We start from the raw sequence: 21,010 nt of genomic DNA, 5'->3' as shown, positions 1-21,010 counted from the left end.
CGAAGTCCGCCGCTACCCGGGCTGGTACCGGCACATCACGCTGGCCATGCTCGCCCACGCCTTCCTCGCCTCCATGGCCGCAGCGGAGATCGAAAGGGGGGCCGAAGAAACGGTGGCCCTCACCTTGCTCCCCTCACCGTGGCAGAGGTGCGGCGACTGATGGACGCTGCCCGCACCGGCCACCAGCGGCACTGCCTCGAACACGCGCTGACCTGGTCCCGCTGGCGACGGCGGCACCAGGCGACCGCCCGCATGTGCCACTACAAACGGCGCACTGCGACGACAAGTCACGAACCGCCATCACATGACGCATCGCCAGTCAGGTAGCCTCAGAAACAGCACCCTGACCACCACAGATACCGAAACGCTGCTGGAGTACTAGTAGGGGGAGCATGCAGGCCGCTCAGTCGTCGGCTGCAACCTCCGCAGCATCCGTGGCCTCCGTGGTCAGCGTCGAGGCAACGGCGTCGACTGCGGCGCGCGCCTTCTGCTCCGGCACACCGGCCGCGATGAGCGTGGCGACGGCGGTGTGGGTGCCGTCGTCCTCCAGCGCCCCGGTGTTGACCTCCTCCAGGAGGGCCACCGTCATCGCCTCCAGACCGGCGCTCAGCACGGCCGGCGGCAGGTGCGAGTGGAAGACGCCGTCCCGCTGGCCTCGCTCGAGGATGGCCGTGCCCTCGGCGCGGGCCGGCGCCAGGACCTCGGCCACGCGTTCGGCGCCCAGGTCACGGCGGGCCAGCGCCAGCAGGAGCCGGTAGCGGTCCCCCACAGGCCAGAACGAGAACACGAAGTACGCGAGCGCCCGCTCGGCCGGCTCGTCCGGCCCGAAGTGCGCGGCCCCCGCCGCCAGCATGCTCCGCAGGGATTCGGAAGCCTCCTCGGCGAGCGCCTCCAGCAGCGCCGCGCGCCCGGGGAAGTGCCCGAAGAGGGTGCGCCGCACGACACCGGAGGCCCGCGCCAGCTCCTCCAGCGTGATGTCCGGGTTGCGGCCCAGCTCCTGGCGCGCCGTGGCCAGGATGCGCGCCCGGTTGGAGCGCGCGTTGCGTCGTTGGGGCACGCGGGCCATGGGCTTGGTCACGGAAACCTCGAACATCAGGGGTCAGATACGACGGGCGGGCCTGCGCAGACTGTACCGCCACCGAGATCTCCGAGGTCACAGCCCTGGGGCCATGGGGAGGCCGCGGGCGCACGAGCCGGAGTGCGCGCCCGACGGCCTGCGACCGCGAGGGCCGAGGTCGTGACCATTCATGTACTCCGGCTTTACAAGGGCAGCGGTAAGCTGGTGTACGAAACCGTTTCGTTCAGTGCGGTTGGCGCCGACTCCAGCAGGGAGAAGACAGGCATGGTCTCCGTACTCGTCGTCAACGACCAATACCTCCACCGGCTCGCCCTGCGTATGCTCCTGGCGGCCGAGCCAGACCTGACGGTCGTAGGCGAAGCGACGGACGCGGAGGGGGCGGTCCGGGCGAGTACCGCACTCCGCCCCGACATCGTCCTGATGGACAGCGACCTGTCCGGGACGGACAGCGTCGACACGATCCGACGCATCGCGCAGCCCTCACGCGTCCCCGACACCGCCGACCCCGGCCGTGCGGCGGGACGGGCTCCCCGTGTACTGGTCCTGACCCCGGCCGGCCAGGAGAGATACGCGTACGCCGCCCTGCGCGCCGGAGCCGGTGGATTCCTCCTCAATGACTCCGCCCCGGACGAAGTGACAGCGGCCGTCCGTATCGTGGCCGCCGGCGATGCCGTCATCACCCCGGGCCTGACCCGCGAACTGATCGACGCCGTCCGGCAGCAGCGCAGCCCCCGGCTCCGCCCTCACACACACGGCCTCGACACTCTCACCGGACGCGAACGCGATGTCCTGGTCGCCGTCGCCTCCGGCTGGTCCAACGCCGAGATCGCCGAGCGGTTGTCCATCGCCCCGACCACCGTCAAGACGCACGTCAGCAACATGCTCGCCAAGATCGGCGCCCGCGCCCGCGTCCAGGCGGTGACCTATGCCTACGAGTCCGGTCTGGTACGGCCGGCCGCCTGAGACATGCCGCCCCTCAGCCCCGGGAGTCGCTCCCGGACCCTGTCGCGAGCAGCCCGTTGACCACCAGCACCGCCAACTGTTCCGCCGTGGCGGTGAGTTGATCCGGTGAGGCGACCTCACCCCTACCCGGGCGCCGGGCCGGCGGCGTGTCCACGGCGGATCGGTAGAAGCCGGCGATGATTCGCCGCAGACACTCGGCGTCGTCGACCGAGGGATCCGGATCCGGATCGCCCTGCGGCAGGCGCGACAGCTGCGCTCCCAGGGCGCAGTGGATCACCGCACGCCAGAACGCCGCCATGGACCCGTACCGGTCGTTGATGAAGTTGTGGCTGACGCCCAGTCGCCGGGCCGGCTCGTGCGCGGAAGCACGGTCGTAGCCCAGATCCGCGAAGGCATCCAGCCCGCGCAGCAGGAGGCTCTCCTCCCTGCAGCAGAGCTTCGGCTACACGCCCATCAAGACCGGACCGGCCTTCCTGCCCATGGTCGCGGGGCTCATGCTCGCCTCCACGCTCACCTCCACAGCACTCGTCCCCCGCCTCGGCCCCAAGCCGGTGGTGCCACTGGCATGAGCCTGGCCACGGCCGACGTGCGGGCCGAGGACTCCGGCGTCGCCTCCGCCGCCGTCACCACCGCCCAGGCCGGCCTGGAGGCCTACTCCACCGCGTACTGGTGGTCGGCCGCGTTCTTCGTCGCCGGGCTCGTCGCGAGCGCCCTCCTCTACCGCCCTGGCCTACCGACCACCGACCCCGACCCGGCACCCGTCGTACACATGTGAGGCGCGAGGTCCTGGCTCCATTTCAGGCTCCAGGTGCCAGATTTCGACGGCCCATGGGGCGCCCGGTGGGCCGTTTCGGGCAGCAGCTGCCGTCTCACGGCAGTTGGCCCACTGCACGGGCCAACTGGCGTGCGGCGCTACACCATCCGGTGGCTAATGGCCGTTCCAGCGTTATTCATATCTACCGATTTCCTATCAATCCACTGTTCGGCTCTTGGTGCTGACCAGCCGTCACGAGGCCCTGAACCAAGTCGAGGAGAGTGGAGAAGATGACGACATCGCCGCGATGGCGATCCGTTCTGGCGTCGGCCGCCATGGCTGCCGCGCTCGCCGCAGCCGCGCTGACGAGCGCGGGAACCGCCTACGCCCACGACGACCACAAGACCCCGCATCCGCCGTACCCGGCGAAGCACGTCCACCCGGTGCACCCGGCCCACCCGGTCAAGCCCGAGAAGCCCACACACCCGGTCCACCCCGCCGGGCCGGAGAAGCCCGCCCACCCGGCCAAGCCGGAGAAGCCTGCTCACCCGGTCCACCCGGTCAAGCCCGTACATCCGGTGCATCCGGTGAAGCCCGTGCACCCGGTCAAGCCGGTCCACCCGGTCAAGCCCGTGCACCCGGTACAGCCCGTGCACCCGGTCAAACCCGTCCACCCGGTCAAGCCCGTGCACCCGGTACAGCCAGTCAAGCCGGTACACCCGGTCAAACCGGTCCACCCCGTCAAGCCCGTCCATCCGGTGCACCCCGTCAAGCCCCAACTCCCAGCCAAGCCGGTACACCCCGTCAAGCCCGTGCACCCGGTACACCCGGCCAAGCCCCAACTCCCAGCCAAGCCGGTACACCCCGTCAAGCCCGTGCACCCGGTACACCCGGTCAAGCCCAAGCTTCCGACCAAACCGGCGCTCCCCGCGAAGCCGGCACTGCCGGAGAAGCCCGCCCACCCGGTGCACCCGGTCAAGCCGAAGCTTCCGAACAAGCCCGCGCTCCCGGCCAAGCCCGTACTCCCCGCGAAGCCTGCACTCCCGGCCAAGCCCGCCATCCCCGCGAAGCCCGCCTTGCCGGCGAAGCCCAAGCTTCCAGCCAAGCCCGACCTGCCGGCCAAGCCCGTACTCCCCGCGAAGCCCGCACTCCCGGCAAAGCCCGCCATCCCTGCGAAGCCAGCCCTTCCGGCCAAGCCGAAGCTTCCAGCCAAGCCCGACCTGCCGGCAAAGCCCGCACTCCCCGCGAAGCCCGCACTCCCCGCGAAGCCAGCGCTCCCGGCCAAGCCGGCCCTCCCTGCAAAGCCCGCCTTGCCGGCCAAGCCGAAGCTTCCGAACAAGCCCGCGCTTCCGGCCAAGCCCGCGCTTCCGGCCAAGCCCGCCATCCCCGCAAAGCCAGCTCTCCCGGCAAAGCCCCAGCTCCCGAGCAAGCCCGCCATCCCGGCAAAACCCGCCATCCCCGCAAAGCCTGCCCTCCCCGCGAAGCCAGACCTCCCGGCCAAGCCCAAGCTCCCGAGCAAGCCCGCCATCCCCTCCAAGCCGGCCATCCCCTCCAAGCCGTCCATCCCCTCCAAGCCGTCCATCCCCTCCAAGCCGTCCTACCCGACCAAGCCCAAGCTCCCGAGCAAGCCCGACTACCCCAGCCACCCCAAGAAGCCCGACCACCCCAAGCACTCGCACTCGAAGAAGCACCACGGGTGACAGGGACAAGGAGAAGCTGACCCCTAGGGGCAGCCACAATGCCGGGCCCGGAAGCAGCCGGGCCCGGCATACCCGTGTGGTCAGCCGCGGAGCGCCTGGTGGAGGGCGTCCCGGCAGGCCGGGACGGCAGGATGCCCACCTCGGCTGCGGCGTACGACCGTAAAGACGCGGCGTGTGCACTCGCCGCGCGGATGCTGTCGCAGAGGGACCGTCGGGGGCTCCCCCTTCCAGACGAGGTCGGGGAGGAACGCGGCGGCTTGTTTCTGCTCGACGAGGCGGAGATGGCCTCACCCGTGGCGAGCGCGTCAGTGTCACCACCGGCGAGACCAGCGTGGCCGGCCTGAACTGCGGCGCCCCCTCCAGCATCGCCTGGCCCTATCTGCTCGGCGGCCTGGATGCGGCCGTTGCCGTCACGGACGGCGACAGCACCCGTGCGGCCGCCCGCCTCGCGGAGCTCGGGGTTTCCCCGGGTCCGTGCGGGGCCGCGGCACTCGTCGGTCTGCGCGCGGTGCTGAGCGGCCCGGGCTCCGACGAGCGCCGTGCGGCACTGGGGCTCCACGCGACCTCGGTGGTCACCCCGCTGAGCACCGAGGGCGCAACCCCCGACACGCACTCGACCTCATGCTGAACCATCTCGCAGTCGCGATCGGTGTGCTCGGCCGGGGCCCGGGACGCATTCCATACCGTGGGCAGGATCGCGACCGGGCTGATCGTCTGGGGCGCGACGACCGTGGCCGGACTCACGGCCGTGCCGACAGCCTCACCGAAGGCGTACCTGGCGCTCAAGCTCCTGGGCGCCGACTGTCTCGTGCTCCTCGGAGCGCAGGCAGGCACTGTGGCAGAACCACCCCGCCGCACTCACGCACCGGACCGACACCGACGCTCCTACCGACACCGGTCCCTCCAGCGGCGGAAGCCCATGGCGGACCTGCCTTGGACAGACGGCCCCGTCCTCCACAAGCCACGGGCCCACTGTGCGGCTCGGGCGGACCACGGGCGTCGTACTGATCGGCTTCGGTATCGCCCTGGCGACCGCCTCCCGCTGATACGCGGCGGGTGTCGAGCGGGCAGCCCCATCCACCGCGTGGATGTGCCGGATACGGGATTCGGATCGCTCGGAGGATGGCGGCTGGGAAGCCGGACCGCTCATAGTCGTCCTACCCGCACGCCGCTGTCCGCCGCCCGCCGTCCGGACCAGCCGCCACGTGCGGCACTCCGCAGCATGCCGTGCGCCATAGGCGCCCATGACAGGCATGCCCGCTCCTCTACCCGTCCCCTCTGGAGTCGCCATGCCCGGTTCCGCCCTGCCTCCTCACGCGGTCGACGTCGATGACGTCGATGACGTCGTCGCGTCGCCCGTGCCTGTCTCCGGTGCGGCCCATCTGTTGCGGGTGACGCTGCTGATGGCGGGCAGCTGTCTGCCCATCCTGGGTGCCGTGCTGATCGCCCCGGTGCTGCCGAAGATGCAGGACCACTTCGCCTCGACCCCGGGCGCCAAGGCGCTCGTCCCGCTCGCGCTGACCGTTCCGGCGCTGTCGCTGGCGCTGCTGGCGCCGTTCGCCGGGGTGATCGTGGACCGGCTGGGCCGCAAGCGCCTGCTGATCGTGACGACCGTGCTGTACGCCGTGTTCGGCACGGCACCGCTCTGGCTGGACTCGCTGGGCGCCATCATCGCGAGCCGCGCCCTGGTCGGGGTCGCCGAGGCCGCGATCATGACCTGCTGCACCACCCTGATCGGCGACTACTACAGCGGCCACCAGCGGGTGAAGTACCTCGCGCTGCAGACCATGTGCGCCTCCGCGTCGGCCACCGTCTTCTTCGCGCTCGGCGGCGCCGTGGGCGCGGCGGGCTGGAAGATGCCCTTCTGGGTCTACGCCGTGAGCCTGGTCCTCGCTCCCCTGATGGCCTCCGCCCTGCCCAGCCCGGCGGCCCGCACGGGCCACTCGACCCAGTCGACCCACTCGGCCGCCGACGGGACCCCGGCCCAGGCGGCGGGCCCCAGGGGCCACCGGTCCTTCCCCTGGCGGCAGTTGGCGGGCATCTGTGCCCTCACCTTCTTCGGGGCGATGGTCTTCTACACCGTCCCGGTCGAGATGGCGTACCTGCTCGACGACCTCGGCGTGGAGAACTCCGGCGCCATCGGTCTGGCCACCGCGATCGCGAGTGCCGCCACCGTCGGCGGCGCGATCACCTTCGCCCGGCTGAAGCGGGCCCCGGACCCGATGCTGCCCGCCGTCCTCGCAGTCTGCGCGGCCGGTTTCGGGGTGATGTTCCTGGCGGGCAACCCGCCGCTGCTGGTCGTCGGAGCGGTGATCAACTGCCTGGGTACGGGGATGCTGCTGCCCGCGTTGCTGACGAGTGCCATGTCCCGTCTGGCGTTCGAGGACCGTGGCCGTGGGACGGGGCTGTGGATGGCGGCCTTCTTCGGGGGTGAGTTCGTCTGCCCGCTGGTGCTGCTCGCCGTGGCGTCGGGGGTCGGGAGCCTCGCGGGGGCGGTTGGGGTGCTGGGGGTGGCTGCGGCACTGGTGGCGGCGGGGCTGTCGGCGGCCGCTCGGCGACGCCCCATGGGGCACGGGCAACTGCGCGACAAGCCGTGACGGAGCCCGCAGTAAGTCACCTCAGATCACCTCAGCTCCCCATCAGTCCTCCTCCATCAGTCTCCCTCACCAGTCCTCCCCCATCAGTCCTCCCTCATCAGCTCTCCTCCATCAACGTCGCCCCCACCTCCGCCGCCTTCTGCCGCAGCCAAATGTGCGCCGCATCCTGCGCATGCACCGGATGCCACCACAGCGCCTCCTGCACCGGTACGGCCTCGAAGGGGCAGGGCAGGACCCGTACCGCGGCGGAGCGGACCGCTCTGCGGGCCAGGCGTTCCTGGATCATCGCGACCCGGCGGGTGCCCTCCACCATGTACGGCAGCAGTTGGAAGGTCTGGACGGAGACCTCCACCTGGGGGCTGATGCCGAGCATGCTCAACTGGCGGGCGGCCGGGGCGTCGTAGGGGCGCTGATAGACGGCCCACGGCAGCCGGGCCAGGTGCTCGAGGGTGAGTTCGTGGCCGATGTCGGGGTGGTCGTCGGCGACCAGGCACAGCCAGCGGTCCTGGAAGAGGTCGACGGCCGGGAAACCGTCGATGACGCCGTGCGGCATCAGCAGTCCGTCCACCGTGCTCAGTACGGTCGCGGTGTTCTCCACGACCGAGGGCGCCGGGTGCTGGAAGGTGAGCCGGATGCCGGGCGCCTCGTGGTGTACGGCGCGGGCGAGCGCGGCGCCGAACGCGGCAGCGCCGTAGTCCGAGGCGAGCAGCGTGAACTCGCGGGCCTCGGCGGTCGGATCGAAGTCGGCCTGGCTGGCGAAGACGCGCTCCAGCAGGTCGCATGCGGTGGCGCTGCGGTCCCGCAACGCGACGCCGAGCGGCGTCAGTTCGTAGGAGTTCCCGGTCCGGGCGAGCAACTCGTCGTCGAAATGGCGGCGTAGCCGCGACAGCGCCGCGCTCATCGCCGGCTGGCTCAGTCCGATGCGCTCGCCGGCCCGGGTGACGTTGCGTTCCTCCAGTAGCGCGCGCAGGGCTACGACCAGGTTGAGGTCGAGTCGGGACAGGTTCACCGGGCACCACCTAGCGAGCGAAAGCCATCCATGTCGTGGATTCGGCGCATCCACAAGATTGATTTCCGTGATCCGCCGATCGAGGTCAGAGTAGACCGCAACCCAGCAGGAGGAAATCTGATGGCAACGCTCGTGCAACCTGCCGGCCCGTTCGCGCTCGGCACGTTCTCCACCCCGGACGGGGATCGGGATCCGTTCCCCGGTCTCCTGGCCGGGGGCCGGGTGCTCGACCTGAGCAGCGCCCTGGACTCGGCGCCGTCCGACGTGCGGGCCGTACTGGAACGGTGGGAGGACACGCTCCCGATGCTGCGCGCCCTGGCCGGCGACGACGCCCGGGAGTGGCAGCCGCTGGAGGGGCTGCGGGTGCACGCCCCGGTCGAGCCCCGGCAGATCTTCCAGTCCGGCGCCAACTACCGGCAGCACGTGATCGACCTGGAGGTCGCCCACCGCTCCCCCGACGACCCGCGCACGGTCGAGGAGGCGCGGGCCGAGATCGCCGCCGTCATGGACCGGCGGGCCGCCGAGGACCTGCCGTACGTCTTCATCGGTCTGCCCACCACCGTCGCCGGACCGTACGACGACGTCGTACTGCCCTCCTGGGCGCAACAGCCGGACTGGGAATTGGAGTTGGCGGCCGTCATCGCCAAGCCCGCCTACCGGGTCGGTGTCGAGGAAGCGATGGAGTACGTCGCCGGGTACACGATCGCCAACGACCTCACCGATCGGGCCACCGTCTTCCGCCGGGACATGAAGGCCATCGGCACCGACTGGCTGCGCTGCAAGAACGCCCCGGGCTTCACCCCGCTCGGCCCGTGGCTCGTGCCGGCCGAGTCGATCGCCGATCCCGATGATCTGCGGGTCACTCTCAAGCTCAACGGCGACACCATGCAGGACGAGTCCACCAAGGACATGCTCTTCGGCATCGCGCGGCTGGTGTCGTACATCTCCCAGACCGCCCAACTCCTGCCCGGCGACTGCGTGTTGACCGGCAGTCCGGCCGGCAACGGCATCCACTGGGGACGGCTGCTGCGCGACGGCGACGTGATGGAGGGGTCGATCACCGGTCTGGGCGTGCAGCGCACGCGCTGTGTGGAGGAGAAGCAGCGATGAGCCTGGACCGGCACGATCCCGAGGGCGCCGTCGCCGAGGCCGCCAAGGCGTACTCCAACTGGGGGCGCTGGGGCGAGGACGACGTGCTCGGCACCCTCAACTTCCTCGACGAGGCCAAGCGCCGGGAGGGCGCCGCCCTCGTACGGCGGGGCGTGAGCTTCTCGCTGTCGCAGCGGTTCGACATGAACGGGCCGCAGAAGGGCTGGCGCCGGCGCACCAACCCCGTGCACACGATGCTCGACACCGGCACCGACGCGGCCCTCGGCAACCAGGGCTTCCCGCACGGCATCGGCGGCGCCGACGACGTGATCGCGATGCCGTTGCAGTGCTCCACGCAGTGGGACGGGCTCGGGCACATCTTCGACCACGGCAACGCCTGGAACGGGCGGCCCGCCGAGAAGGTCGTCACCTCCGACGGCGACCTCGTCACCGGCATCGAGCACATGGCGCCGTACGTCGCCGGGCGTGGCGTGCTGCTGGACGTGGGCCGGGTCGTCGGGGAGGGCGGTGAGTTGCCCGACGGGTTCGCCGTCACCGAGGAGCATCTGACCGCGACCACCGAAGCCCACGGGGTGGCCGTCGGACGCGGTGACATCGTCGTCGTACGGACCGGGCAGCTGGCCCGGGTGCGCCGTGACGGCTGGGGCGAGTACGCCGGCGGGGCCGCGCCGGGGCTGTCGTTCACCACGGCGGGCTGGCTGCACCGTACCGAGATCGCGGCGGTCGCCACCGACACGTGGGGGTTCGAGGTACGGCCCAACGAGTTCGAGAACGCCTTCCAGCCGTTGCACCAGGTCGTCATCCCCAACATGGGGCTGCTGATCGGCGAGATGTGGGACCTGGAATCGCTCGCCGAGGACTGCGCGGCGGACGGCGTGTACGAGTTCTGGCTGACCGCCGCGCCGCTGCCGATCACCGGGGCCGTCGGCTCCCCCGTCAACCCCGTCGCCGTCAAGTAGCCGCCCGGCCGCCGGACGCGCCGACCCCCCCCCAAAAAAAAGAAAGCAGCCGACAGCAGCGGCACATCCGGCCCGCACCCCCGTCCCCCTCTCCCCACCCCTGTCCCCACCCCTGGTCCGCGCCCCCAGCGGGCGAGCCGCACCCCGCCGCCCGAAGCCGCGCGGCCCGAAATCGGGAGGTATCCCCGACATGGCTGATCGCCCCACCCGTTCCGTCCTCGTCATAGGCGGGGGCGCATCCGGCAACGCCGTCACCGTCCTGCTGCGCCGCGCCGGCATCGCCGTCGACCTGATCGAGGCCAGGCCCGACTGGAACGCCACCACCGGCTCCGGCATCACCCTCCAGGGCAACGCCCTGCGAGTCCTGCGCGAACTGGGCGTGTGGGAACAGGTGGAGGGCTCCGGGTACGCCTTCGGCTCGCTGGGTGTGACCGCCCCGGACGGCACCGTCCTGTTCGTCGCCGAGGACATCCAGACCGGTGGGGAGGACCTGCCCGCCACCCTCGGCATGCAGCGCCCCCGGCTCCAGCAGATCCTCATCGACGCGGTCCGCGCCTCCGGTGCCGGTGTGCGTCTCGGCACCACCGCCGAGAGCCTGGAGCAGGACGCCGACGGCGTCTCGGTGCGCTTCAGCGACGGCAGCGAGGGCCGCTACGACCTGGTGATCGGCGCCGACGGCCTCAACTCCGCCACCCGCGCCGCGATCGGCATCACCAACAAACCCGAGCCCACCGGCATGGCCATCTGGCGCATCGCCGCCCCACGGCCCGCGAGCGTCACCCGCACCGACCTCGCCTACGGCGGCACCGCCTACATCGCCGGCTACTGCCCCACCAGCGAGAACACCATCTACGCCTACGTCGTCGAAGCGTGCCGCGACCGCGCCTCCATCGACCCGGCCGCCTACGCCGACGAGATGCGCCGCATGGCACAGGGCTACGGCGGGGTCTGGCCGGAGATCACCGAGCACATCACCGACCCGAAGAAGGTCAACTACACCTGGTTCGACCGTCTGCTGGTCGAGGGCTCCTGGCACCGGGGCCGGGTCGTGCTCGTCGGCGACGCCGCCCACTGCTGCCCGCCCACCGTGGCCCAGGGTGCGGCCATGTCCCTGGAGGACGCCTCCGTGCTCGCCGAGCTGCTGACCGGCGGACGGGACTGGGACGACGAGCTGTTGCAGGCCTACCACGACCGCCGCATCCCCCGGGTGCGCACCGTCGTGGAGGCGTCCGTGCAGATCGGCCGGTGGCAGCTGGACGGCGTGCGCGACGCCGACATCGCCGGGCTGGTCGGCCGCACCATGAACCTCCTCAAGGAGCGCCCGTGACCGCCACCGCATCCTCCGCGCCGACCGTCGACGTCCACGCCCACCTCCTGCTCCCGGAGATCGAGGAGACCGTCGCCGGTCACCCCGGCCTCGCCGAGGCCCGCCACCTCGACGCCCGCCGCAACGGATCGGCGGCCCTCGCGGTGAACGGGCCCATGGTGGGCGCACGGGTGCCGAAGCTGACGGACGTCGACGTGCGCCTGGCGGCGATGGACGAGGCCGATGTCGACGTGCAGCTGGTGAGCCCCTCGCCGAACCACTACCACTACTGGGCCGACGCCCAACTGGCCGACAGGATCTGCCGGTTGGCCAACGAAGGCACCGCCGCGCACTGCGCCAAGGCCCCCGACCGGCTGCGCGGCCTCGGCCTCGTCCCCCTCCAGCACCCCGACCTCGCCGTCACGCTGCTCGACCACGCGCTGGACCAGGGGCTGAGGGGCGTGGAGATCTCCTCGCACGCCCCGGGTCCGGGCGGGGCACGGGAAGTGGAGCTGTCCGATCCGCGGCTCGCGCCCTTCTGGACACGCGCGGAGGAGACCGGCGCCGTCGTCTTCCTGCACCCCTTCGGCTGCACGCTCGACGAGCGCCTGGACCAGTGGTACCTGTCCAACACCGTCGGCCAGCCCACCGAGAACGCCGTCGCCCTCTCCCACCTCATCTTCTCCGGAGCCCTGGACCGCCATCCGGGCCTGAAGCTGCTCGCCGCGCACGGCGGCGGCTACCTCACCACCCACATCGGCCGCTCCGACCACGCCTGGCGGGCCCGCCCCGACGCCCGGGCCTGCTCCCGGGAGCCGAGCAGCTATCTGAAGCAGCTGTACTTCGACTCCCTCGTCCACGATCCGCACGTCCTGCGGGAGTTGATCCGCGTCGCCGGCGCCGACCGCGTCCTGCTCGGCTCCGACTTCCCCTTCGACATGGGCACCGACGACCCGCTGGCCGCCCTGCGCTCAGCGGGCCTGCCCGACCACGACTTCCACGCGGTGCGGGGCGGCAACGCCGCCGCCCTGCTGAACCTCGCCTGAGGAGGAACCCCCATGAGCAACCGCCTGCTCACCCACCTGCGCCACGTCGACCTCGCCGTACCCGACTACGACAAGCAGCTCGACTTCTACTCCGGCGTCTGGGGCCTGACCAAGGTCGCCGAGGACTCCGGCATCTCCTTCCTGGCCGCCGAGGGCAGCCCCGAGCAGTACGTCGTACGGCTGCGCAAGGCCGACGAGAAGCGCCTCGACCTGGTCTCCTACGGCGCGGGCAGCCCGGCCGACGTGGACGCCCTCGCGGAGCAACTCCTCGCCCAGGGCGTGCAGTTGATCTCCCAGCCGGGCAAGGTCGACACCCCCGGCGGCGGCTACGGCTTCCGCTTCTTCGACGTCGACGGCCGCACCATCGAGGTCTCGGCGGACGTCGAGGTGCGCCGGCACCGCAAGATCGAGGAGAAGGAGTCGATCCCGGTCAAGCTGTCGCACGTCGTCCTCAACTCGCCGGACCTGGACAAGACCCGCGAGTGGTACGAGCGCCACCTCGGCTTCCGCCTCTCCGACACGCTCGGCCATCCGCACATCGGCGACGTCATGCACTTCATGCGGATCAGCAACCAGCACCACTCCATGGCCATCGCCAAGGGCCCGCACACCTCCCTGCATCACATCTCCTTCGAGATGCGCGGGATCGACGAGTACATGCGCGGCTCCGGCCGTGTGATGCGCGCCGGCTTCAAGAAGATCTGGGGCCCGGGCCGGCACATGGCGGGCGACAACACCTTCACCTACTTCCTCGACCCGCACGGCAACACCGTCGAATACACCACCGAGCTGGAACTCCTCGACGAGGACACCTGGCACCCCCACGTCTACGACTTCTCCAAGCCCGAGGTCACCGACCAGTGGGGCACCGCCAACCCCATGAACGAACTGGTCACCAAGGAGTCCTTCAACGACCCCGACCGCGGCGTCTTCGTCGCCCCGCCGGTGTAAGGGGCGCCGACCATTGCGCATCGCCACTTACCTGTACGGGGGACGCCGTCGGTGCGGAGTCGTGGAGGGCAGCGTCGTTCGGGCTCTGCCGGACGGCACCTCACCCCTGAACGCCGCCGGCACCAGCCCTGTGGGCGACGCGGTCCCGCTGTCCGACGTACGCCTGCTGCCGCCGCTGGAGCCGCCGACCGTCCGGGACTTCGTCACTTTCGAGGAGCACGTGGAGGGCATACGGCGCTCCGTGGACGGGGCCGCCGGGGTGCCCGAGCGGTGGTACGCGGCCCCGACCTTCTACTTCACCAACCCTTACGCGGTGTACGGCCCGCACGACGACATCCCGGTGCCGCCGGGGTCGGCCGTGCTCGACTTCGAGCTGGAGGTGGCCGCCGTGATCGGCCGAGAGGGCCGCGACCTCACCCCGGAGCAGGCCCGCGACCACATCGTCGGCTACACGGTCTTCAACGACTGGTCCGCCCGCGACCTGCAGTCGGCGGAGATGAAGGTGGGCCTGGGCCCCTGCAAGGGCAAGGACACCGCCACCACCCTCGGCCCGCACCTCGTCACCGCCGACGAGCTGGAGCCGTACCGGGACACCGACGGTTTCCTGCGGCTGGCGCTGACCGCAGAGGTCAACGGCGAGGTGGTCGGCAAGGACCTGCTGTCCAACATGAGCTGGACCTTCGAGGAGATGGTCGCCTACGCCTCGCGCGGCACATGGGTACGTCCCGGAGACGTGCTCGGCTCGGGGACCTGCGGCAACGGCGGCTGCCTGGCGGAGTTGTGGGGCGTGCGCGGCCGGCAGGATCCGGCGCCGCTGAAGCCCGGCGACACCGTCACGCTCACCGTGGAGGGCATCGGTTCGGTGTCCAACACCGTGGTGGCGGGCCCTGATCCGGTGCCGGTGCCGGTCGCTCGACGTCGGCCCCGGGAGCGGCCGTGAGCGACCTGCGTCCCAAGAGGCTCCTCGGCAAGGTCGTCGTGGTCACGGGTGCGGCACGCGGCCAGGGCGCCGCCGAGGCCGAGGCACTGACCCGCGAGGGCGCCCAGGTGATCGCCACCGACGTGACGGACGCACCCGGCTGCCGCCGCCTCGACGTCACCAGCGACAAGGAGTGGTCCGAACTCACCGCCGAGCTACGGGAGTCGTACGGCGGTGTGCACGGCCTGGTCAACAACGCGGGCATCACCTGGCGCGCCCGACTCGGCGACGTACGCCCGGAGGACTTCGACCGTGTCCACGCCGTCAACGTCACCGGGCCGCTGCTCGGCATCCAGCACCTCGCCCCGTTGATGGCGCCGGGCGCGTCCATCGTCAACGTCGGCTCGACGGCCGCGCTCACCGGCCACTACCCGGTCGCCTACACGGCCAGCAAGTGGGCGCTGCGGGGCCTGTCGAAGGCGGCGGCGACCGAACTCGGCCCGCGCGGCATCCGCGTCAACACCATCCACCCCGGCTACATCGAGACCGAGATGACCGCCTCCGCGGCCCCCGCCTTCCGCGCGGCGAACATCCGCGAGACGCCGCTCGGCCGCACCGGCACCGTGGACGAGATCACCCCGCTCGTGGTGTTCCTGCTCTCCGACGACGCCTCCTTCATCACGGGCGCGGAGATCCCCGTGGACGGGGGTCTCACCGCGCACGGCGGCGTCAAGTCCCTCTCGGACGCGCTGCGTTCATGAGTCGCCACCAGCCGTCACCCCGGAAAGGCACCTGTGTGAACAAGGTCTGTGAGAGCGCCGCCGAGGCGGTCGCCGACATCCCCGACGGCGCGTCGCCGGCCGTCGGCGGCTTCGGCCGGGGTCTGGGCGTGCTGCTGGCGGCGGGTCGGATCGGTGTGCTGTGCGTGATCGGCGCCGTGGTGTCCGTGGTCGGCGTACGGAGGACCCCCGCGGCGGCCCGCCACTGAGGACCGGTGCGCTCAGGGGATCTCCTGTTCGGCCCAGATGATCTTTCCGTCGGCCGTGTAGCGGGCGCCCCAGCGATGGGCGAGCTGGGCCACCAGGAACAGGCCTCGCCCGCCCTCGTCCATGCTCCGGGCGTGCCGCAGCCGCGGGGCGGTGCTGCTCGCGTCGGAGACCTCGCAGGTCAGGCGGGAGTCGCGGAGCAGTCGTAGGCGGATGGGGGGTTCGGCGTAGCGGATCGCGTTGGTGACCAGCTCGCTCACGATCAGCTCGGTCGTCATGGCCAGTTCGTCGAGGCCCCATGCCTCCACCTGGCGGGTCGCCCGGGCCCGGATGTCGGCGACGGCGGCCGGGTCCACGGGCACGTCCCAGGAGACGACGTGGTCGGCGCCCAGGGCGTGGGTGCGCGCCAGGAGAAGGGCGATGTCGTCGGGCTGCGGTGCGGGCACGAGCCGGCCCACCACGGACGAGCACAGGGTGCCGAGGTCGAGGTCGTGCCGCGAGAGCAGGTCGCCGAGCCGGGACATGCCCCGTTCCATGTCATGGTCGGCCGCGTGCACGAGGCCGTCGGTGTAGAGGCCGAGCAGGCTGTTCTCGGCGAGCTCGATCTCGCAGGACTCGAACGCGATCCCGCCCAGCCCGAGCGGCGGCCCGGCGGGAGGCTCGGGGAAGGAGACCTGCCCGTCGGGTGCGACGACGACCGGTGGCGGGTGCCCGGCCCGGGCCATGGTGCAGCGCCTGGTGACCGGGTCGTACACGGCGTACAGGCAGGTCGCGCCGAGGAAGGCCGTCGTGCTCTGGTGGGCCGCCCCGGCCGTCTCGGCCGCACCGTCGCCGGGCTGCTCCTCGCTCAGGCGCAGCACGAGGTCGTCGAGGTGGGCCAGCAGTTCGTCGGGCGGCATCTCCATGTCGGCGAGGGTCTGCACGGCGGTGCGCAGCCGGCCCATGGTCGCCGCGGCGGTGATGCCGTGGCCGACCACGTCGCCGACGACGAGGCCCACCCGGGCGCCGGACAGCGGGATCACGTCGAACCAGTCGCCGCCGACCCCGCCCGACGGGTCCGCCGGCAGATAGGAGGACGCCACCTCCAGCGCCGTACCGCCCGACAAGGCCTGCGGCAGCAGACTGCGCTGCAGGGTGACCGCCGCCGCGTGTTCCCGGGTGTAGCGGCGGGCGTTGTCGACGCACAGCGCCGCTCGGGCCACCAGCTCCCGGGCGACGAGGACGTCGTCGGGCTGGAACGAGACGGGGTTGAGCGACCGTATGAACGTGGTGAGGCCCAGGGCGGTGTTCCGTGCCCGCATCGGCACGGAGATGAGGGAGTGCAGGCCGAACTCGCGCATGCTGGCCGCCCGTTCGGGCTGTTCGGTGGCCCACAGCTCGTCGGACGGGTCGAGGACCGGGATGAGGATCGGCTCACCGTCGACGATCAGATGCGCGTCGTGCGGCGGCGGCACGAAGTCGACCCGGTCACCGATCTGCGCCACCGCCTCCGGGCAGCCCTCGCGCACCGAGTTCATTCCGGCCCGGCGCATGACCGGCTTGGCGGGGGCCGGGCCCGCGTCGGTGAGCCACGCCCCGTGGCCCTCGGTGCTCAGGACGGGCTCCAGCAGGTCCACGACGACGAAGTCCGCGAAGCGGGGAACGGCGAAGTCGGCGAGCTCCTGCGCCGTGCGCAGCACGTCCAGCGTCGTGCCGATGCGGGTGCCGGCCTCGTTGACCAGCGCCAGCAGCTGGCGGGCGTTCCACCGCTCGGTGACGTCCGAGACCATGTAGCAGACCCCGGTGATCGAGTCGTCGGCGTCCACGAGGGGGAAGAAGGAGGTGGAGTAGGCGCGCCGGCGGTGCGGGTCGGCCCAGCTCCAGCCCACGTACTCGTAGTCGGTCACCGGGACGCCGGTGTCGAGGACCTTGCGCATCAGGCCCTCGATGGTCTCCGCCTGCAGCCCGGGCAGCAGTTCGCTCAGCCGGCGGCCGAGCCGCTGCTCACGGGGCACACCGCCGAAGCGTTCCAGGGTGTCGTTCAGCCAGACGTAGCGCAGCTGTGTGTCCATCACGGCCATGCCGACCGGCGAGCGGGTCAGGAAGCCGTCGAGGACGGACTGGCCCACCTCCCACTGCTGCCGCCGCTCACGCCCCGAGAGCAGAAAGCACTCGTCCGCGCCGATCCGGAAGGCCGCGGAGACCCGCAGGTCCACGTCGATACTGCGGCCGTCGCGATGCCGTACGGGGATGAGGCCGCTCCATCCCATGCCGGCCCGGCAGCGCGCCACGACACCGGCCACTCGCACCGGATCGCCGGGCATCGCCAGCAGCCGTGCGGCCGGGCCGCCGACGATCTCCGCCGCCGGGTGGCCGAGCAGGTCCTGCGCGGCCCGGGTCCAGCCGAGCACGACACCGCGTCCGGAGACCACCGCCGCCGCGTCGGAGGAGGCGTCCAGCAGGGCGCGCGCTCGTGTGGACGTGCGCGCGTCCGGGTCTTCTCGCGGAGCATCCATGGGTCCTCACGCAGCGTCCATGGGTCCCGTCCTGACACGACCATGTTCCTGCTTGTCCGGCCGATGTGCACGGGGCCGACGGCGCCCGGTCCCGTCCTGAGGGCCTGCCGGCGCGCTCGGAGTGGGCAAGGCGGCGGGGTGGGAGGGAGCATGGAGGTGCCGGTCGTCTCAGCCGTGGTACCCGGCTGTGACGGAGGCCGGCAGTCTCTGCCGGCCGGTGGCGGAGGAGCTGGGATGAGAGCCGAATCCTTCGAGTCCGACGGTGGCGGGTACGACCCCGAGCCGCCCCGGCCGACCGGCCTGCTGGACGTCCTGAGCGTGGCCGCGGTGGTCGTCGACGCCGACGGCCGCATCGTGTTCTGGACCCCGCAGGCCGAGGACCTCTTCGGCTACACCTCCGAGGAGGCCCTGGGCACGCACGCGGCACGGCTGTTCATCCACCCCGAGCACCTGCCGGCCGTGGCGAAGCTGTTCGCCGAGGTGCTGGAGACCGGCCGGAGCTGGGCCGGCGCCTTCCCCGTGCGGCACAAGGACGGCAGCACCGTCCTCACGGAGTTCCGCAACATGCGGCTGCTGGACGATCTCGGGGACGTGTACGCCCTGGGCATCGCGGCCGACCACTCGCTGCTCCAGCGCGTCGAGACCGACCTGGCGCTGTGCGAGCGGCTGATCAACCAGTCCCCGATCGGGATCGCCCTCCTCGACCCCGACCTGCACTATCTGCTGGTCAACCCGGCACTGGAGCGCATCGACGCCACACCGGCCGAGGACCACATCGGCCGTCGGCTGCGGGAGACCCTGCCCCTGCCCGACATCGACACCATCGAGTCCGCCCTGCGTCAGGTGCTCACCACGGGCACCCCGCTGCTCGACCAGTACCACGTGGGCCGACCGCCGGCCGACCCCGACCACGAGCACGCCTGGTCCCTGTCCTTCTACCGGCTGGACGACTCCAGCGGGCGGGTCCTGGGCGCGGCCATCTCGTTCGTCGACGTCACCGAGCGGCATCGCGCGGCCGCCGAGGCCGACCGTGCCCGGCGGCGCCTGGCCCTGGTCGCGGACGCCTCCACCCGGGTCGGCACCACGCTGGAGGTGGAGCGGACCGCCCGCGAACTGGCCGAGATCGCCGCCCCCGAGCTGGCCGACGTGGTCGCCGTGGACGTCCTGGACTCCGCGCTGGCCTGCCGCCGGATGCGCAAACCGGACAACGGTCCCGAGCTCTTCCGCGCCCTCGCCCTGAAGGCGGCCTACCCCAGCGTGGCCCTGCGTGCCGCCGACCCGCCCGGTGACCTCGCCGCCTACGACGGCGACCGCCTGGTCACCCTGTGCGTCCACACCGCCCGGCCGGTGCTGGTGCGCCATGTCGGCGAACACGATCTGCGGCGCATCGCCCGGGACGACGAGGCCACCGCCCTGCTCGCCCGCGCCGGCGTCCACTCCTATCTCGCCGTGCCGTTGATCGCGCACGGCGAGGTGCTGGGCGCCCTCGACCTCAAGCGCACCCGCAACCCGGTGCCGTTCGACCAGGACGACGTGGTCCTGGCGAGCGAGCTGGCCAGCCGTGCCGCCGTGGCCATCGACAACGCCCGCTGGTTCCAGAGCGTGCGCAACACCGCCCTCACCCTCCAGCGCAGCCTGCTGCCCGACCATGCGCCGCACCAGACCGGCCTGGAGCTCGCCTCCCGCTACCAGCCCGCCCAGGCCACCAGCGAGGTCGGCGGCGACTGGTACGACGTCATCCCGCTGGACGACGACAAGACCGCCCTGGTCGTCGGCGACGTCATGGGCAACGGCATCGACGCCGCCGCCACCATGGGCCGGCTGCGCACCGCCACCTGCGCCTACGCGGACCTCGACCTCGATCCCGGGGCCGTGCTCCAGCACCTGGACAAGATCACCTGCGATCTGGAGCACTACATCGTCACCTGCCTCTACGCGGTGTACGACCCCCGCACGAGGCAGTGCCACATCGCCAACGCGGGACACATGCCGCCCGCGCTGGCCCGCCCCGGCCAGGCGCCCGAACTGCTCGAACTGCCCGCGGGAGCCCCACTCGGCGTCGGCGGCATCCCCTTCGGGACCACCACGGTCGAGCTCGGTCCCGGCGATCTGCTGGTCCTGTACACCGACGGCCTCGTCGAGACCCGCCTCCACCCCATCGACGACCGCCTGAACGTCCTGCTCGGCTTCCTCGACGAACCGCAACGGCCCCTCGAGGAGACCTGCGACCTGCTGCTGTACGGCCTGCGCCATCCCGACGACCACGACGACGTCGCCCTTCTCGTCGCGCGGGTGCTGTAGACGCAGCCCGGCTTGTCCCCCGGTCACGCCGGTCCCGCCCACCTTGCCCGCGCCGCACGCCCGGCGCACGCTGTTCGTATGGGTGCACGTGAGGGCCCGACGCTGATCAGTTCTGTCCAGCGAGCCTTCCGCCTGCTGGAGGCGGTCAGCGCGCACGAGAACGGCGCGCCGGCGAAGCAGCTGGCCCGCGAGACGGGCCTGCCCCTGGCCACGGCGTACCACCTGCTGCGGACGCTGGTCCACGACGGGTACGTACGCAAGCTCGACGACGGCGGGTTCATCCTGGGCGAGCGGCTCCAGACGCTGCACACGACGGGCCGGGCGCAGGCGCTGCTCAGCCGGATCCGCCCCACGCTCGCCGCGCTGCGGGACGAGCTGTCGACCGCCGCCTACCTCACCTTCTACGAGGAGGGGGAGATCCGGGTCGCCGAGATCGTCGACGGGCCGCGCGCTCCGCGCGTCGATCTGTGGGTGGGGTTCGAGGACGCCGGGCACGCCACGGCGCTGGGCAAGTCTGTACTGCGTGAACTGGGCGACGACGCGCGCAAGGACTACCTGTCCCGGCATTCGCTCGCCGACCTCACGCCCAAGACGATCACCGATACGCCGGAGCTGCTCCGGCGGCTCGACTCCTCGCCGACCCCGGCGGTCACGGACCTGGAGGAGTACTCCCTCGGCACGGTCTGCGTCGCGGTGCCCGTGTACAGCGGGGACACCCTCGGCTCGCTCGGCGTCTCGCTGCGGGCCGACCGGCGCTCCCGGCTGGAGGAGATCACTACGCGGCTGCTCCCGGCCGCGAGCCGCGTGACGAGAGGCCTCTCGCTCACTATCTGAAA

General features: G+C 71.6%; 17 protein-coding genes and 3 pseudogenes. 16 read left to right on the top strand and 4 right to left on the bottom strand.

The window, feature by feature from the left end; all coding sequences use genetic code 11:
• Window positions 1-160: pseudogene (locus tag EHO50_RS45545) on the top strand (IS701 family transposase); the annotation flags it as partial.
• A 243-nt stretch (window positions 161-403) separates the two neighbouring features.
• On the opposite strand, the gene EHO50_RS43410 reads toward EHO50_RS45545, so the two are convergent.
• Window positions 404-1,078 (bottom strand): TetR family transcriptional regulator, encoded by a 675-nt coding sequence (locus tag EHO50_RS43410; protein WP_164905123.1) that lies wholly within the window; start codon window positions 1,076-1,078, stop codon window positions 404-406.
• Between the two features lie 264 nt (window positions 1,079-1,342).
• On the opposite strand from EHO50_RS43410, the gene EHO50_RS43405 reads away from it, so the two are divergent.
• Window positions 1,343-2,041, top strand: a complete 699-nt coding sequence (locus EHO50_RS43405) for a LuxR C-terminal-related transcriptional regulator (protein WP_128437408.1) — start codon at window positions 1,343-1,345, stop codon at window positions 2,039-2,041.
• 13 nt (window positions 2,042-2,054) lie between these two features.
• Here the strand turns inward: EHO50_RS43405 and EHO50_RS43400 are convergent, their stop codons facing one another.
• Window positions 2,055-2,339, bottom strand: coding sequence for a hypothetical protein (locus EHO50_RS43400; RefSeq protein ID WP_246101843.1), 285 nt, complete (start codon window positions 2,337-2,339; stop codon window positions 2,055-2,057).
• 127 nt (window positions 2,340-2,466) lie between these two features.
• On the opposite strand from EHO50_RS43400, the pseudogene EHO50_RS43395 reads away from it, so the two are divergent.
• From EHO50_RS43395 to EHO50_RS43380, 4 genes and pseudogenes are all read left to right on the top strand, one after another.
• Window positions 2,467-2,816 (top strand): annotated as a pseudogene (locus EHO50_RS43395) (MFS transporter); the annotation flags it as partial.
• Window positions 2,817-3,085: 269 nt separating this feature from the next.
• Entirely contained in the window at window positions 3,086-4,495 is a 1,410-nt protein-coding gene (locus EHO50_RS45540) for a DUF4573 domain-containing protein (RefSeq protein WP_281288325.1), read from the top strand.
• A 331-nt stretch (window positions 4,496-4,826) separates the two neighbouring features.
• The gene (locus EHO50_RS43385; RefSeq protein WP_342787059.1) at window positions 4,827-5,123 is read left to right on the top strand and encodes a PALP domain-containing protein; all 297 of its coding nucleotides are present in this window, start codon (window positions 4,827-4,829) and stop codon (window positions 5,121-5,123) included.
• Window positions 5,124-5,784: 661 nt separating this feature from the next.
• Entirely contained in the window at window positions 5,785-7,092 is a 1,308-nt protein-coding gene (locus EHO50_RS43380) for an MFS transporter (RefSeq protein WP_128437404.1), read from the top strand.
• A gap of 97 nt (window positions 7,093-7,189) precedes the next feature.
• On the opposite strand, the gene EHO50_RS43375 is transcribed toward EHO50_RS43380, so the two are convergent.
• The gene (locus EHO50_RS43375; protein ID WP_128437403.1) at window positions 7,190-8,101 is read right to left on the bottom strand and encodes a LysR family transcriptional regulator; all 912 of its coding nucleotides are present in this window, start codon (window positions 8,099-8,101) and stop codon (window positions 7,190-7,192) included.
• A gap of 120 nt (window positions 8,102-8,221) precedes the next feature.
• Between EHO50_RS43375 and EHO50_RS43370 the strand changes: the two genes are divergently transcribed.
• The 8 genes and pseudogenes from EHO50_RS43370 to EHO50_RS44755 form a co-directional block, all read left to right on the top strand.
• The gene (locus EHO50_RS43370) at window positions 8,222-9,211 is read left to right on the top strand and encodes a fumarylacetoacetate hydrolase family protein (protein ID WP_128437402.1); all 990 of its coding nucleotides are present in this window, start codon (window positions 8,222-8,224) and stop codon (window positions 9,209-9,211) included.
• A complete protein-coding gene (locus tag EHO50_RS43365; RefSeq protein ID WP_128437401.1) occupies window positions 9,208-10,170 on the top strand; it encodes a cyclase family protein in 963 nt (320 codons plus the stop codon). The genes EHO50_RS43370 and EHO50_RS43365 overlap by 4 nt, the downstream gene beginning before the upstream one ends.
• A gap of 190 nt (window positions 10,171-10,360) precedes the next feature.
• Window positions 10,361-11,497 (top strand): FAD-dependent oxidoreductase, encoded by a 1,137-nt coding sequence (locus EHO50_RS43360; protein WP_128437400.1) that lies wholly within the window; start codon window positions 10,361-10,363, stop codon window positions 11,495-11,497.
• Window positions 11,494-12,522 (top strand): amidohydrolase family protein, encoded by a 1,029-nt coding sequence (locus EHO50_RS43355; RefSeq protein ID WP_128437399.1) that lies wholly within the window; start codon window positions 11,494-11,496, stop codon window positions 12,520-12,522. The genes EHO50_RS43360 and EHO50_RS43355 overlap by 4 nt, the downstream gene beginning before the upstream one ends.
• Before the next feature lie 12 nt (window positions 12,523-12,534).
• Window positions 12,535-13,473, top strand: coding sequence for a VOC family protein (locus tag EHO50_RS43350; RefSeq protein WP_128437398.1), 939 nt, complete (start codon window positions 12,535-12,537; stop codon window positions 13,471-13,473).
• Between the two features lie 13 nt (window positions 13,474-13,486).
• Window positions 13,487-14,413 carry a fumarylacetoacetate hydrolase family protein gene (locus tag EHO50_RS43345; protein WP_128437397.1) on the top strand — a complete coding sequence of 309 codons (927 nt, stop codon included), beginning with the start codon at window positions 13,487-13,489 and terminating at the stop codon, window positions 14,411-14,413.
• Window positions 14,410-15,153: an SDR family NAD(P)-dependent oxidoreductase gene (locus tag EHO50_RS43340; protein WP_128437396.1), complete on the top strand. Its 744-nt coding sequence runs from the start codon at window positions 14,410-14,412 to the stop codon at window positions 15,151-15,153. Before EHO50_RS43345 ends, EHO50_RS43340 begins: the two co-directional genes overlap by 4 nt.
• Window positions 15,154-15,188: 35 nt before the next feature.
• A pseudogene (locus tag EHO50_RS44755) lies at window positions 15,189-15,305 on the top strand (succinyl-CoA--3-ketoacid-CoA transferase); the annotation flags it as partial.
• 87 nt (window positions 15,306-15,392) lie between these two features.
• Here the strand turns inward: EHO50_RS44755 and EHO50_RS43330 are convergent.
• Window positions 15,393-17,873 (bottom strand): SpoIIE family protein phosphatase, encoded by a 2,481-nt coding sequence (locus EHO50_RS43330; RefSeq protein WP_128437395.1) that lies wholly within the window; start codon window positions 17,871-17,873, stop codon window positions 15,393-15,395.
• A gap of 234 nt (window positions 17,874-18,107) precedes the next feature.
• Here EHO50_RS43330 and EHO50_RS43325 point away from each other — a divergent pair, with 234 nt between their 5' ends.
• Window positions 18,108-20,174 (top strand): SpoIIE family protein phosphatase, encoded by a 2,067-nt coding sequence (locus EHO50_RS43325; RefSeq protein WP_128437394.1) that lies wholly within the window; start codon window positions 18,108-18,110, stop codon window positions 20,172-20,174.
• A gap of 78 nt (window positions 20,175-20,252) precedes the next feature.
• A complete protein-coding gene (locus EHO50_RS43320; RefSeq protein WP_128437393.1) occupies window positions 20,253-21,008 on the top strand; it encodes an IclR family transcriptional regulator in 756 nt (251 codons plus the stop codon).
• The last annotated feature ends 2 nt before the right edge of the window (window positions 21,009-21,010 follow it).

Source organism: Streptomyces cyaneus (assembly GCF_004028635.1).
Classification (GTDB): domain Bacteria; phylum Actinomycetota; class Actinomycetes; order Streptomycetales; family Streptomycetaceae; genus Streptomyces; species Streptomyces cyaneus.
Note: the sequence above shows the minus strand (reverse complement) of the source record. Positions and strands in the feature narration are given on the sequence as shown.

What these genes read in the sequence shown, in the direction of transcription:
- EHO50_RS43380 (WP_128437404.1), top strand. Translation starts at nt 5,785, where the DNA reads ATGCCCGGTTCCGCCCTGCCTCCTCACGCGGTCGACGTCGATGACGTC.
- EHO50_RS43360 (WP_128437400.1), top strand. Translation starts at nt 10,361, where the DNA reads ATGGCTGATCGCCCCACCCGTTCCGTCCTCGTCATAGGCGGGGGCGCA.
- EHO50_RS43370 (WP_128437402.1), top strand. Translation starts at nt 8,222, where the DNA reads ATGGCAACGCTCGTGCAACCTGCCGGCCCGTTCGCGCTCGGCACGTTC.
- EHO50_RS43330 (WP_128437395.1), bottom strand. Translation starts at nt 17,873, where the DNA reads ATGGATGCTCCGCGAGAAGACCCGGACGCGCGCACGTCCACACGAGCG.
- EHO50_RS43325 (WP_128437394.1), top strand. Translation starts at nt 18,108, where the DNA reads ATGAGAGCCGAATCCTTCGAGTCCGACGGTGGCGGGTACGACCCCGAG.
- EHO50_RS43405 (WP_128437408.1), top strand. Translation starts at nt 1,343, where the DNA reads ATGGTCTCCGTACTCGTCGTCAACGACCAATACCTCCACCGGCTCGCC.
- EHO50_RS43350 (WP_128437398.1), top strand. Translation starts at nt 12,535, where the DNA reads ATGAGCAACCGCCTGCTCACCCACCTGCGCCACGTCGACCTCGCCGTA.
- EHO50_RS43320 (WP_128437393.1), top strand. Translation starts at nt 20,253, where the DNA reads ATGGGTGCACGTGAGGGCCCGACGCTGATCAGTTCTGTCCAGCGAGCC.
- EHO50_RS45540 (WP_281288325.1), top strand. Translation starts at nt 3,086, where the DNA reads ATGACGACATCGCCGCGATGGCGATCCGTTCTGGCGTCGGCCGCCATG.
- EHO50_RS43400 (WP_246101843.1), bottom strand. Translation starts at nt 2,339, where the DNA reads ATGGCGGCGTTCTGGCGTGCGGTGATCCACTGCGCCCTGGGAGCGCAG.
- EHO50_RS43365 (WP_128437401.1), top strand. Translation starts at nt 9,208, where the DNA reads ATGAGCCTGGACCGGCACGATCCCGAGGGCGCCGTCGCCGAGGCCGCC.